Annotated in this window: 15 protein-coding genes and 1 tRNA gene; 12 read left to right on the top strand and 4 right to left on the bottom strand. The window is 71.9% G+C overall.

The window, feature by feature from the left end; genetic code table 11:
- Nucleotides 1-9: 9 nt before the first annotated feature.
- The gene (locus tag H6H00_RS06430; protein ID WP_185720416.1) at nucleotides 10-756 is read right to left on the bottom strand and encodes a helix-turn-helix domain-containing protein; all 747 of its coding nucleotides are present in this window, start codon (nucleotides 754-756) and stop codon (nucleotides 10-12) included.
- A gap of 146 nt (nucleotides 757-902) precedes the next feature.
- Here H6H00_RS06430 and H6H00_RS06425 point away from each other — a divergent pair, with 146 nt between their 5' ends.
- From H6H00_RS06425 to H6H00_RS06375, 11 genes are all read left to right on the top strand, one after another.
- Nucleotides 903-1,283: a hypothetical protein gene (locus H6H00_RS06425; RefSeq protein ID WP_185720415.1), complete on the top strand. Its 381-nt coding sequence runs from the start codon at nucleotides 903-905 to the stop codon at nucleotides 1,281-1,283.
- Complete coding sequence (locus H6H00_RS06420; RefSeq protein WP_185720414.1) at nucleotides 1,280-1,531, top strand: hypothetical protein; 252 nt, start codon at nucleotides 1,280-1,282, stop codon at nucleotides 1,529-1,531. Before H6H00_RS06425 ends, H6H00_RS06420 begins: the two co-directional genes overlap by 4 nt.
- A gap of 371 nt (nucleotides 1,532-1,902) precedes the next feature.
- Nucleotides 1,903-2,103 (top strand): hypothetical protein, encoded by a 201-nt coding sequence (locus H6H00_RS06415; protein ID WP_185722934.1) that lies wholly within the window; start codon nucleotides 1,903-1,905, stop codon nucleotides 2,101-2,103.
- 1 nt (nucleotide 2,104) lies between these two features.
- On the top strand, nucleotides 2,105-2,419 hold the full coding sequence (locus H6H00_RS06410) for a hypothetical protein (RefSeq protein ID WP_185720413.1): 315 nt from the start codon (nucleotides 2,105-2,107) through the stop codon (nucleotides 2,417-2,419).
- The gene (locus tag H6H00_RS06405) at nucleotides 2,407-2,613 is read left to right on the top strand and encodes a hypothetical protein (protein WP_255425608.1); all 207 of its coding nucleotides are present in this window, start codon (nucleotides 2,407-2,409) and stop codon (nucleotides 2,611-2,613) included. Before H6H00_RS06410 ends, H6H00_RS06405 begins: the two co-directional genes overlap by 13 nt.
- A gap of 87 nt (nucleotides 2,614-2,700) precedes the next feature.
- Nucleotides 2,701-4,173, top strand: coding sequence for an FtsK/SpoIIIE domain-containing protein (locus H6H00_RS06400; protein WP_185720412.1), 1,473 nt, complete (start codon nucleotides 2,701-2,703; stop codon nucleotides 4,171-4,173).
- Nucleotides 4,170-4,427 (top strand): hypothetical protein, encoded by a 258-nt coding sequence (locus H6H00_RS06395; RefSeq protein ID WP_185720411.1) that lies wholly within the window; start codon nucleotides 4,170-4,172, stop codon nucleotides 4,425-4,427. Before H6H00_RS06400 ends, H6H00_RS06395 begins: the two co-directional genes overlap by 4 nt.
- On the top strand, nucleotides 4,427-4,642 hold the full coding sequence (locus H6H00_RS06390) for a hypothetical protein (protein ID WP_185720410.1): 216 nt from the start codon (nucleotides 4,427-4,429) through the stop codon (nucleotides 4,640-4,642). Before H6H00_RS06395 ends, H6H00_RS06390 begins: the two co-directional genes overlap by 1 nt.
- Nucleotides 4,639-5,982, top strand: coding sequence for a replication initiator (locus H6H00_RS06385; protein WP_185720409.1), 1,344 nt, complete (start codon nucleotides 4,639-4,641; stop codon nucleotides 5,980-5,982). Before H6H00_RS06390 ends, H6H00_RS06385 begins: the two co-directional genes overlap by 4 nt.
- Nucleotides 5,979-6,182, top strand: coding sequence for a helix-turn-helix domain-containing protein (locus H6H00_RS06380; RefSeq protein WP_185720408.1), 204 nt, complete (start codon nucleotides 5,979-5,981; stop codon nucleotides 6,180-6,182). Before H6H00_RS06385 ends, H6H00_RS06380 begins: the two co-directional genes overlap by 4 nt.
- A gap of 55 nt (nucleotides 6,183-6,237) precedes the next feature.
- Nucleotides 6,238-7,305 (top strand): tyrosine-type recombinase/integrase, encoded by a 1,068-nt coding sequence (locus H6H00_RS06375; RefSeq protein WP_255425607.1) that lies wholly within the window; start codon nucleotides 6,238-6,240, stop codon nucleotides 7,303-7,305.
- Between the two features lie 88 nt (nucleotides 7,306-7,393).
- On the opposite strand, the gene H6H00_RS06370 is transcribed toward H6H00_RS06375, so the two are convergent.
- Nucleotides 7,394-7,470, bottom strand: a tRNA-Pro gene (locus tag H6H00_RS06370).
- A gap of 24 nt (nucleotides 7,471-7,494) precedes the next feature.
- Complete coding sequence (locus H6H00_RS06365; RefSeq protein ID WP_185720406.1) at nucleotides 7,495-8,436, bottom strand: metallophosphoesterase; 942 nt, start codon at nucleotides 8,434-8,436, stop codon at nucleotides 7,495-7,497.
- 35 nt (nucleotides 8,437-8,471) lie between these two features.
- On the opposite strand from H6H00_RS06365, the gene H6H00_RS06360 reads away from it, so the two are divergent.
- Nucleotides 8,472-8,945, top strand: coding sequence for a GatB/YqeY domain-containing protein (locus H6H00_RS06360; protein ID WP_185720405.1), 474 nt, complete (start codon nucleotides 8,472-8,474; stop codon nucleotides 8,943-8,945).
- Nucleotides 8,946-8,967: 22 nt separating this feature from the next.
- Here H6H00_RS06360 and topA read toward each other — a convergent pair whose 3' ends face one another.
- Complete coding sequence (topA, locus tag H6H00_RS06355) at nucleotides 8,968-11,700, bottom strand: type I DNA topoisomerase (protein ID WP_185720404.1); 2,733 nt, start codon at nucleotides 11,698-11,700, stop codon at nucleotides 8,968-8,970.
- Nucleotides 11,701-11,962: the final 262 nt, after the last annotated feature.

Here is an 11,962-nt window from a genome sequence, read left to right as displayed (position 1 = left end):
CCGATCAGATCACCATGCGGCCGGCCTCGACAGGGCCCACACGTCGGTGAAGCTCTTGGCGTAGGTGCTGAACAGGTCACCGGCTCCGAGCTTGCGCAGGTGCAGGCTGGGGGCGTGGGCGCCGGGGACGCCGTAGACGTGGTTGTTCACGATCATCTCGTCGTCGAACCGGAAGATCGAGTTGTAGAGCGTGGTCCCGTGGAAGCGGAACTCGACCCCGGGCGTCCCGACGAGCGGGGTGTAGGCGGCCAGGCCGTACTTGATCCGCATGGCCAGCACTCCGTCGCCCAGCTTCTCCTCCGCGCTGCGCAGGGTGACGGCGTCGGAGTCGGGGTCTCCGAATGCGATGCGGATGGTCACCCCGGCGTCGGCCTTCTCGGCGATGGTGCGGATGAAGTCGGGGCGCTCGACGAGGAACAGTCCGGAGTGGACGAGGATGTCGATGCGGTCGTCGGTGGCGTGCAGCAGGCGTTCCCACAGGTCGGACGGGATGGCGTTGCGGTGGGGGTAGGCGGTGACGATCTCCGACGTGGCGATGCTCGCTTGGCGCTCCGGCGGGACGGCTGAGGGCCACAGCCAGGACTCCGACTGGTCGAGCAAAGCTGCGATGGCGCGGCGGTGCCGGGCGTAGGGCTTGCGGCCCGTCTGCAGGCTCCAGCGCTCGACGGTCTTGGGGTCCACGCCGGCTTCCTTGGCGACCTGCTCGTAGGTGAGACCCGCGGCCAGGATCGCGTCCCGCAGTCGCTCGTTCGCCACCGGAACCTCCGCACAAGTAGGGACGACTCGATCGTCCCTGAGACGTCCTGCGTTGTCCAGCTACGGGGTGTGGCCGTCCGGCGATTCTGCGGAGAGTTGTCCTCGACGGGCCGGAACCGACCGGCCCCGACGATGAGGAGGCAACGATGCGAGACATCCCGGTCGTCCTGGACGGCTACAAGCTCACGGTGGTCGAGCCGCCCGCGCCGAAGATGCGCGAGGACGGCAACGGCGGCTGGCTCCCGGTGACCAACCGCGACGGCGTGACGCAGTTCGTGGTGTCCCTGTTCGCGAAGCTGCGCACCGCGCCCGGGCAGCGGCCCCAGAAGGGCGAGGAGATCAAGGTGACCCTGGAGACCGACCCCGGTGAGGGATTCGGCGAGGACTCCCGGGTCGCGCTGGTGAACGCCCGGATCAACGCCTACCAGATCGACAGCCCCGACGGCCGGTCGATCTCGGGGATCTCGTTCAAGGCCCTGTCCCTGGCCCCGGCAGGACTCGCTCCGGCACCTCGGGGCGAGAAGTGAGCACCCCCGGCTACGGCGCCACGTGGGCGGAGGACGCCCCGATGGACGTCAACGTCCACATCTACGAGCGCACCGCGCTGCTCTACCGACTCCACCCGGCTGAGTCGCGGGTGGTGCTGCACATCGCGGGCGCCAACCGGGCCGGTGTCGCGGTGTTCGCCCAGCGCGACGACCTCGCCCGCCTGATCGACATCGCCTCCACGGCTCTGGCCGAGCTGGACGCCCCCGCCGCCGACTCGGTGGCCTGACTCCCGCGTCCTCCTGTCGGAGGCGCTCGCCGGAGAACTGATCCGGCTCGGCGGAATGGTCCGCCACGTTCTTTGAGAATTCCACAGTGGCTACACCCATGCCTGAATCCGGCCCACATTCGTGCTCCGGACCGAAACCGACTCATCGAGGTGAGTTCGATGATCTGTGATGGCTGTAGCGGATCGGGGGCGTGTGACCCGTGCGACGGATACGGCACGCTCCCCGATTCCTACCCGAATGCCCATGACGGCACCGAGTGCGAGATCTGCACCGGTGACGGGGTGTGCGTCGACTGCGGCGGCACCTGCGAGACCCCCGATCCCGAGCACGACGAGACCAGCGCCATGGCGCTGTGGAAGGCGAGTGCGTGATGACCACCAACACGATGACGAGACCGGCCACCCGGGCCCGCACCCAGGGCGTCGCCCGGCTGGTGCGCCGGCTGGAACGCGAACGGCGCCGCTGGACCCTGCGCGACGGGGTCGAGCTGATGGCCACCGAACAGGCCTGGCGGGCCGGCGTCGCGGAAGGGCTGCGGCTGGCGCAGACCGCGATCCGGAAGGGCGTCTGAGATGACCGCCCCCACCCGGACCCGGCTCCGCACACGGGGACCGCTCAACCGCAGGTCGGTCGCGAAGTTCGCCGAGTTCTGGGCGTCCCTGCAGCAGGTCGGCGACGCCCTGGCCGAGATCGAGAAGCTCGGCGCCAAGGCCCAGGACGCCCAACGGGCCCGCGCCTCCAACGGGGTCAACGGCCGCTCCTGGGCCGTCGCCACCCCGGAGGAGATCAAGTCCGCGGCGAAGAAGACCCACCGCACCCTCCGCGTCATCGCCGCCTCGGCCAAGCGCTGGGAAGCCGATCTCCTCTCCCGCGAATGGCGGTCCTGATGGCCGTCACCGTGGACCGCGCGATCGACGACCTCGACGCCGCGATGCGCCGACTCCGCAAGGCCGTACGCGGCATCCCGTTCCGGGCCGGCGGGTTCCGCACGACCCACCGCAACCTCGCCCGCGACGTCGCGTTCCTGATGGTCCAGCTCGATTCCGCCCGCGGAATGCTCGACGGCAAGAACAGTCGCTAGACCCCACCGCAATATCTCGGCCGGGACAGAAGAACGCACCGTGTCCCGGCCCGACCCATTCCACTCCGACATGAGGAACTGATTCCGATGACTGCACGCAACATCCCGTTCGCGAACCACCCGGCCGACCGCGGAGTCCGTGGCGCCACCCGTTCCACCGGCACCGAGATCCGCGCCCTGGTCTGGCTGCTCCGCCACCCCGCCTTCGCCCTGATCCCCGTCCTCGGCATCTGGGCCGTGGCGCTGTGGGGTGCCACCGCCGTCGCCTCCGGCCTGGGCGGGCTGCTCGCCGGATTCCTGATCTGGTGGCGTGCCCACCCGCCCACCTACGACCGCTGGATCGCCCCCCGCATCCGCACCATCTGGCGACGCTGGACCGCCTACCGGGGCCGGCGCTGGCGCGGCGTCCTCACCGACTGCGACCTGACCCGGGAGAACCGCCGCACCGGCCAGATCCTCTGCCCGCGGGTGCTGCGGGTCCGGGCAGTGACACCGTCGATCGACACCCTGAGCGTCCGCACCGTCCGTGGGCAGGACCCGGCCACCTTCACCGAGAAGATGCCCGCCCTCGCCGACGCCCTCGGCGCCCACCGGGTCGCAGTCACCCGCGCCCGCCCCGGCGTCCTGTCGATGGTCGTGGAGCGGCGGATGCCGTTCCCGAACGTCATCGACGCCGCCCCGATCCCGGCCGCCTCCGATCTCGTCGACCTCCGCGCCCTGGATGTCGGGGACAACGAACGCGGCGAGCCGTTCACCATCCGTGTCCGGGGCAAGCACCTGCTCGTCGTCGGCGCGTCCGGCGCGGGCAAGGGCTCGCTGCTGTGGAACCCGATGCGGGCGATGGGTCCGATGATCCGCGACGGCCTCGTTCGGGTCTGGACGATCGACCTCAAGGGCGGCACCGAGACCGACCGCGGCGCGGCGCTGTTCCACCGCTGGGCCACCACCTTCGACGACGCCCTGGACCTGCTCGGCGACTTCCGCGACTCGATGATCGCCCGGCAGGCGTGGATGCGCGAACACAAGATCCGCACCTGCCAGATCAGCCGGGACACCCCGGTCGAGCTGCTGGTCATCGACGAACTCGCCATGCTCACCGCCTACGGCGACCGCAGCGGCGTCCGCGAAGCCCTGCGCCTGCTCGCGGAGATCCTGACCCAGGGCCGGGCCGCGGACCACACCGTCATGGGCTACGTGCAGGAACCATCCAAGGACGTCGTCGACGTCCGGGACCTGTTCACCACCCGGATCTGCCTCGGCGTCACCGCCGCCAGCCACGTCGATATGGCACTGGGCGACGGAGCCCGCGACCGGGGCGCGCTGGCCGACCAGATCCCCGGCGACGAGGCCCACGCCGGGATCGGGTTCGTCATCGACTCACGTTCCCGGTTGCCGGTGCGGTTCCGGGCCGGCTACGTCACCGACGACGAGATCGACGAACTCGCCACCCGCTGCGCACCCCGCGGCCTCGACGTCCCGGCCCCGCGCAGCCCCGGCGACGTCCTGCCCTTCCCCACCCACACCACCCACGGCCCGGCCGGAGAAGAGACCGCGTCATGACCACCCACCAGACCTACGAAGCCCGCCTGATCACCGCCCTGATCGCCGTCGTCTGCGCGATCGGCTGCGCGGCCGCGATCGTCCCGGCCGTCGAGCACGCCGTCACCCTCGGCCTACTCACCCTCGGCCTGCTCGTCGTCCTGGCCGTCGCCGTGCGCCTCGGCGTCCGGTGGCTGCGGGAACGCCGCGAGGACCGCGCCGACGCCCTCACCGCCGCTACCTGGCGCGCCGAGTACCTGGCGGGGGTGGCGTGATGTGGGACGTCACCGAATGGGCCGTGCTCACCTGGCTCAAGTGCACGCTGGTCCTCGCACTCGGCGTCGGGGCCGGCTGGCTCTACTTCGGCGTCGGCACCGGCGGATTCACCCTCGTCTGCCTCATCGCCGTCCTCGCCGAGCTGTACGCCACCCGCCAGCTCGCCCGCGAGTGGGCGCACGAGGCCGGGCTGCGCTGGTGGTGGTCCGGATGACCGTCATCGACGACCAGCTCAGCGCCCGGCTGCGGTCCCCGGGCTACCCGGCCTGGCGGGCCGCGGTCGAGCAGACCGGCGGATGCGCCGCACCCATCCACCTCCGCGGCTCCTCCCGCGTCCTCGGCCGAGACGGGGCGGTCCTGCTCGAACGCTCCGGCGACGCCCTCGCGCCCTGCGGGAACCGCCGCGAGTCCGTCTGCCCGGCCTGCTCGGACCGCTACGCCGCCGACGCCTTCCACCTCCTGCGCGCCGGGCTCGCCGGAGACGACACCAAGAACGTCCCGGCGAGCGTGACGGACCGGCCGCGGGCGTTCCTCACTCTCACCGCGCCCTCTTTCGGGCACGTCCACACCAGGAAGGTCACCGCCCGCGGGTTCGTGATGCCCTGCCGGTGCGGGCAGCGCCATCATCCCGACGACCCTCGCATCGGCTGCGCCGTCGACCCCGACACCTACGACTACATCGGGGCTGTGCTCTGGCAGGCGCATGCCGGGGCGCTGTGGGCGCGGTTCACCACCACGCTGCGCCGCGCCCTGGCCGCCGAGCTCGGCGTCAAAGCGCGCGCGTTCCGCGACCACGCCCGGCTGTCCTACGCCAAGGTCGCCGAGTACCAACGCCGCGGCCTGATCCACTTCCACGCCGTCATCCGCCTCGACGGACCCGGAGGGCCGGCCGACCCCTGCCCGACCGGACTCGACGACACCACACTGCGTGTAGCCATCACCACCGCGGCGGCGGCCGCCTCGCTGAGCATCACCCGACCCGACGGGGCGGCGATGACGCTTGGCTGGGGTGCACAGCTCGACCTCCGCCCGGTCACCCCGTCCGCGGCCCGGCAGGTCGAGAACGACGCGGGCGAGATCACCGACGCGGCGTTGGCCGGCTACATCGCCAAGTACGCCACCAAGGGCACCGGCGCCACCAACGGGGCCGACCGCCCGATCCGCGACCTCGAGCACGTGCGGTACCTCGACCTCACCCCGCACCACCGGGCGATGATCGAGACGGCGTGGCTGCTCGGCGAGCTGAAGCAGTACGAGGCGCTGAACCTGCACCGCTGGGCCCACATGCTCGGCTTCCGCGGCCACTTCCTCACGAAGTCGCAGCGGTACAGCGTCAGCTTCCGGACGATCCGCGGCGAGCGCCGGCTCTGGCGACTCCGGGAGGACCTGTCCGCGCTCGACCAGGTCGAGCCGATCGACCCCTACACCGTCGTGGTCGTCAACGACTGGGTGCCGGTCCGGTTCGGGCACCGCGACGACGGCGAACGCGAGCTGGCGGCCGCCATCGCAGAACGCAACCGATCACACCGACGCGCGACCAGGAGGACGACATGACCAGCAGGCAGCTCTACCGCGTCACCGAGGCCATGGCCCTCCTGTCGCTGAGCCGCAGCGTGATCTACGAGCAGATCCGGGCCGGTCGGCTGCGCTCGGTCTGCCAGGGACGGGCCCGGCTCATCCCGGCGGCCGCGATCGCCGACTACGTCGACCTGCTCGTCGCGGAATCGGGGGTCGGCTATGACCAGCCGGCGTAGCCGCGGAGACGGTGGCCTGCACTGGGATGCCGCTCGCGAACGGTGGATCGCCTCCGTGACGGTCGGCTACTCCCCGGCGGGCAAGCGCATCGTCAAACGCGGGAGCGGGCGCACGAAGACGGAGGCGAAGAACAAGCTCAAGGAGATCATCCGCGACTACGACGACGGGCTTGCGTCGACGCCCCACGCGTACACGGTGGGCCAGGCGGTGACGGATTGGCTGGCGTACGGGCTCAGCGGACGGGATGCCAGCACGGTCGAGACGCGGCGCATCCTGGCCACGCAGCACGTCATCCCGGCTCTCGGTGCACGCAAGCTCGCGAAGCTCTCGGCCGAGGACGTCGACCGGTGGCTGGCCGAGAAGGCGCGGACGCTGAGCACCCGGACGTTGCGGGACGTGCGCGCGATCCTGAGCAGGTCCATCGCTCGGGCTCAGGCTCGCGACAAGGTCAAGCGCAACGTCGTGCTGCTCTGCGACACCCCGGTCGGGCAGATCGGCCGCCCGTCCAAGGCACTCACCTTGCCCGAGGCCGAGGCGCTGTTGGCGGCGTCGGAGGACTCCACGATCGGCGCTTACGTCGTGTTGTCGCTGCTCACCGGGGCGCGGACGGAGGAGCTGCGGGCGCTGACCTGGGCGCACGTGAACCTCGACGCCACCCCGCCGCACATCATGGTCTGGCGCTCGGTCCGGGCCGGTGGTGACACCAAGACCCGCAAGTCCCGGCGCACGCTCGCGCTGCCGCAACGTTGCGTCGACGTCCTCCAAGCTCAGAACGTCCGACAGGCAGCGGCCCGACGGTTGGCCGGCGCGCGTTGGGTGAGCGGCGACCTCGTGTTCGCCTCCGAGGTCGGGACGGCTCTGGACGCGGCGAACGTCCGTCGTGGGTTCCGGCGGATCGCAACGACGGCGGGGCTTCCGGCCAAGGACTGGACCCCGCGCGAACTGCGGCACAGCTTCGTGTCCCTGCTGTCCGACGACGGGGTGCCGATCGAGCAGATCTCCCGGCTCGTCGGCCACGCTGGGACCAGCGTCACCGAGCTGGTGTACCGCAAGCAGATCCGGCCGGTGGTCGAGGACGGTGCGACCGTCATGGACCGGATCTTCCCGCGTGCGTCGGGGTAGTCACGCAGTTAGTCACCCACCCGGCCGAGGGAACTACGAAAGCCCTGGTCCCGGTCTCCTTGCGGAGCCTGTGACCAGGGCTTTTGTGTGGTCGGGGTGACAGGATTTGAACCTGCGACCTCTTCGTCCCGAACGAAGCGCGCTACCAAGCTGCGCCACACCCCGATGGCCCGAGGGCCGTGGTGAAGTCTAGCCGACGTCCGACGCGGCGCTCGCCGGGGTCGACTCCGAGGTGTGCACCACGACCGGGCGGGGCACGAGCGTCAGCAGGGTGGCCTCCGGCGGGCAGGCGAAGCGGACCGGAGCCCACGGCGAGGTGCCCAGCCCGGCGGAGACGTGGAGCAGGGTGTGGGTGCCCCAGCGGGAGGCGCCGCGGGCGCGGGAGCGGTCGATGCCGCAGTTGGTGACGATCGCCCCGACGCCGGGCACGCGGAGCTGTCCGCCGTGCGTGTGGCCGGCCATGACCAGGTCGTAGCCGTCGGCGGCGAACGCGTCGAGCACGCGGGGCTCGGGGGAGTGGGTGAGGCCGAGCGAGAGGCCGTGGTCGGGGCCGGGGCGCCCGGCGATGCGGTCGTGGCGGTCGAGGCCCAGGTGCGGGTCGTCGACGCCGGCGACCGCCACGGACACCCCGTCGACGTCGACCGTCAGCCGGGCGTGCGTGGCGTCCTGCCATCCGCGCTCGATCATCGCCGCGCGCAGGTCGCGCCACGGCAGCAGCTCACCGGTCGGCTTCGACCTCGTCTTCGTCAGGTAGCGGCCGGGGTTCTTCGGGGTGGGGCCGAAGTAGTCGTTGCTGCCGAACACGAAGACGCCGGGGCGCGAGAGCAGCGGGTCGAGCGCCGCCATCACGCTCGGGACGGCGCGCGGGTGGGCGAGGTTGTCGCCGGTGTTGACGACGAGATCGGGCTCGAGCGCGGCGAGCTCGGCGACCCAGCGCTGCTTGCTGCGCTGGCCCGGCGTCATGTGCAGGTCGGAGACGTGCAGCACCCGCAGCGGGCGGGTGCCGGCCGCCAGCACGGGCAGCGTCGCCTCCCGGAGCGTCCACCGGCGGCGTTCGACACCCGCCGCGTAGGCGACGGCGGCCGCCCCCGTCGTGGTGGCGCCGATCGCGAGCCGAGCCCAGCTGTTCACCGGCCCAGGGTACGGCGGGAGTAGCGTCCCGTGCCGTGAGCACCCTGAAGGCGCAGCTGCGGGCCGACCTGACCGCGGCGATGAAGGCCCGCGACGAGCTGGTCAAGTCCACCCTCCGGATGACGCTGACGGCCATCGGCAACGCCGAGGTCGCCGGCACCGAGGCCCGCGAGCTCTCCGACGACGAGGTGCTCAAGGTGATCGCGAAGGAGGCGAAGAAGCGCGCGGAGTCGGCCGAGGCGTTCGCCGCGGCGGGCCGCGACGAGCTGGCCGCCCAGGAACGGGCCGAGGGCGAGGTCCTCGACCGCTACCTTCCCACCCAGCTCTCCGACGACGAGCTGGCCGCGATCGCGCGCACGGCCGTCGACGAGACCGCGGCGGAGCTCGGCGAGCAGCCCGGCCCGCGGCAGATGGGCCAGGTCATGAAGCGCGCGAACGCCGCCGCGGCGGGCCGCGCCGACGGCGGGCGCGTGGCCGCCGCGGTGAAGGCGCTGCTGCTCCCCGGCTGACCCCCGGAGGCCCCGCGTCGAGCTACTTGTCGACCGGGGCCTTCTTCGCCGCCGGGGCCCGCTTCGCGGCCGGCTTCTTGGCCGCGGGCTTCTTGGCCGCGGGCTTGCGCGCGGGTGCCTTCTTCGGGGCCGGGGCCTTGGCCCGCCGCTCCGCCAGCAGCTCCGACGCGCGCTCGTCGGTGATCTGCTCGACGCTGTCGCCCTTGCGCAGGCTCGCGTTCGTCTCCCCGTCGGTGACGTACGGGCCGAACCGGCCGTCCTTGATCACCATCGGCTTCTTCGAGTTGACGTCGACGCCCAGCTCGCGCAGCGGCGGGGTGGCCGCCGCGGTGCGCCGGCCGCGCTGCTTGGGCTGCTTGTAGATCTCCACGGCCTCCTCGAGGGTGACCGTGAACAGCTGCTCCTCGTCGGTGAGCGACCGCGAGTCGGTGCCCTTCTTGAGGTAGGGCCCGTAGCGGCCGTTCTGCGCGGTGATCTCCTCGCCGCTCTCCGGGTCGGCGCCGACGAGGCGGGGCAGCGACAGCAGCCGCAGCGCCTCCTCCAGCGTGATCGTCTCCGTCGACATGCCCTTGAACAGCGACCCCGTGCGCGGCTTCGGCTTCGCGGGCGCCTTCTTGGGCTTCGCGCCCTCCACGACGGGCGGGGCCTCCGGCTCGGGGAGCAGCTCGGTGACGTAGGGCCCGTAGCGGCCCTCCTTGGCGACGATCTCGTGCCCGCTGATCGGGTCGACGCCCAGCGAGCGGCCCTCCTGCGGCACCGAGAACAGCTGCTCGGCGACCTCGCGGGTGAGCTCGTCCGGGGGCAGGTCCTCGGGCAGGTTGGCCCGCTGCGACGCCCCGTCGCGGATCCGCTCCAGGTACGGGCCGTAGCGGCCGACCCGGACCACGACGTCGTCGAAGACCGGCACGGAGTTGATCTCCCGCGCGTCGATCTCCTCCAGGTTGACGCCGACGAGCTTCTTCAGCCCGCCCGCGCGGGCGACCGAGCCCTCGCTGCCCTGGTCGCCGCCGAAGTAGAAGCCCGAGAGCCAGTGCGTGCGGCCCTGGGTGCCCGCGGCGATCGCGTCGAGCTCGTCCTCCATGGCGGCGGTGAAGTCGTAGTCGACGAGGCGGCCGAAGTGGTGCTCGAGCAGCCCGACGACGGCGAACGCGATCCACGAGGGGACCAGCGCCTGCCCCTTCTTCCACACGTACCCGCGGTCCTGGATCGTCTTGATGATCGAGGCGTAGGTGGACGGGCGGCCGATCCCGAGGTCCTCGAGCTGCTTGATCAGGCTGGGCTCGGTGAACCGCGACGGCGGGTTGGTGGAGTGGCCCTCCGGCGTCAGCGACGCGGCGGTCACCGCCTGGCCCTTCGTCAGCTCCGGCAGCCGCGACTCCGCGTCGTCGGCCTCGCCGCCCGCCTGGTCGTCGACGGTCTCGACGTAGGCCTTGAGGAACCCGGGGAAGGTGATCGTGCGGCCCGAGGTGGCGAACGTGACGGCCTCGCCGGTGGCGGCGGTGCCCGCGATCCGGATGCTCATCGTGGTGCCGCGCGCGTCGGCCATCTGCGAGGCCACCGTGCGCTGCCAGATCAGCTCGTAGAGCCGGAAGTCGTCGCCGTCGACCTCGCGGGCGATCTCGCCCGGCGTGCGGAAGACGTCGCCCGCGGGCCTGATGGCCTCGTGGGCCTCCTGCGCGTTCTTGACCTTCCGGGTGTACTGCCGGGGCTGCGCGGGCACGTAGGCGTCGCCGTAGAGCTCGCGCGCCTGGCTCCTGGCCGCGTCGATGGCGGCAGGGCTCAGCGTGGTGGAGTCGGTGCGCAGGTAGGTGATGTAGCCGTTCTCGTAGAGCCGCTGCGCGCTGCGCATCGTGCGGTCGGCCGAGAAGCGGAGCTTGCGGCCGGCCTCCTGCTGCAGCGTCGAGGTCATGAACGGCGCGTACGGCTTGCGCGTGTACGGCTTCGACTCGACCGACTCGACGGTGAGGTCGCGGCCCTGCAGCGCCTCGGCGAGCCGGCGGGCGCCCGCCTCGTCCAGGGCCTTCGCGTCGGACTTGAGCCGCCCGTCGGCCCCGAAGTCGCGGCCGGTGGCGACGCGCGTGCCGTCGATCGCGACCAGGCGGGAGCCGAACTGGCGCGGCGTGGCGTCGGCGCCGGCGTCCATCTGCGCGGCGATGTCCCAGTACGACGCGGAGACGAACGCCATCCGCTCGCGCTCGCGGGCCACGACGATCCGCGTGGCCACCGACTGCACCCGGCCCGCCGAGAGCTTCGGCATGACCTTCTTCCACAGCACGGGGGAGACCTCGTAGCCGTAGAGGCGGTCGAGGATCCGGCGGGTCTCCTGGGCGTCGACCATGTCCTGGTCGAGGTCGCGCAGGTTCTCCACCGCGGCGCGGATGGCCGGCTCGCTGATCTCGTGGAAGACCATCCGGCGGACCGGGATCTTCGGTTTGAGGGTGTCGAGCAGGTGCCAGGCGATGGCCTCGCCCTCGCGGTCGGGGTCCGTCGCGAGCAGGAGCTCGTCGACGGACTTGAGCGCCTCGCGCAGCTCGGCGACCTTGCTGCGCTTCTCCGGCGTGATGATGTAGAGCGGGGCGAAGGAGTTGTCGACGTCGACGCCGAGGCGGGCCCACGCCTCGCCCTTGTGCTTGGCCGGGACGTCGGCCGCGCCGCGGGGCAGGTCGCGGATGTGGCCGACGGAGGCCTCGACCACGTAGTCCTTGCCCAGGTACTTCTGGATCTTGGCGGCCTTCGTGCCGGACTCGACGATCACCAGCCGGCGGGTCGGACGTCCGGTCGCGGTGGCCGAGGGCGTGCGGGTGCGCCGGCCGCCCCCTGCCTTCGGGGCGCCGGTGTCTTCCCCGGTGTCGGGTGCTGAGCTCGTCGTTCCGGTTGTCACGTTGTCCTGTTCCTTCGCGGCTGCGCGGTGGCCTGCCCTCGCAGTATGCGGGCCTCCCACTCCGGCCTACACACCGATACCGGGCCTGCCCACCCACGCAGGGTGTCGCCTCGGTCACACCGGGACGCTCCGTGCC

The organism is Pseudonocardia petroleophila (genome assembly GCF_014235185.1).
Taxonomy (GTDB): Bacteria; Actinomycetota; Actinomycetes; order Mycobacteriales; family Pseudonocardiaceae; genus Pseudonocardia; species Pseudonocardia petroleophila.
This window is presented reverse-complemented; position numbering and strand designations above follow the sequence as displayed.

Excerpts from the sequence above, each read along its gene's own strand:
- H6H00_RS06425 (WP_185720415.1), top strand. The coding sequence starts at position 903 with ATGCGAGACATCCCGGTCGTCCTGGACGGCTACAAGCTCACGGTGGTC.
- H6H00_RS06415 (WP_185722934.1), top strand. The coding sequence starts at position 1,903 with ATGACCACCAACACGATGACGAGACCGGCCACCCGGGCCCGCACCCAG.
- H6H00_RS06410 (WP_185720413.1), top strand. The coding sequence starts at position 2,105 with ATGACCGCCCCCACCCGGACCCGGCTCCGCACACGGGGACCGCTCAAC.
- H6H00_RS06405 (WP_255425608.1), top strand. The coding sequence starts at position 2,407 with ATGGCGGTCCTGATGGCCGTCACCGTGGACCGCGCGATCGACGACCTC.
- H6H00_RS06400 (WP_185720412.1), top strand. The coding sequence starts at position 2,701 with ATGACTGCACGCAACATCCCGTTCGCGAACCACCCGGCCGACCGCGGA.
- H6H00_RS06395 (WP_185720411.1), top strand. The coding sequence starts at position 4,170 with ATGACCACCCACCAGACCTACGAAGCCCGCCTGATCACCGCCCTGATC.
- H6H00_RS06390 (WP_185720410.1), top strand. The coding sequence starts at position 4,427 with ATGTGGGACGTCACCGAATGGGCCGTGCTCACCTGGCTCAAGTGCACG.
- H6H00_RS06385 (WP_185720409.1), top strand. The coding sequence starts at position 4,639 with ATGACCGTCATCGACGACCAGCTCAGCGCCCGGCTGCGGTCCCCGGGC.
- H6H00_RS06380 (WP_185720408.1), top strand. The coding sequence starts at position 5,979 with ATGACCAGCAGGCAGCTCTACCGCGTCACCGAGGCCATGGCCCTCCTG.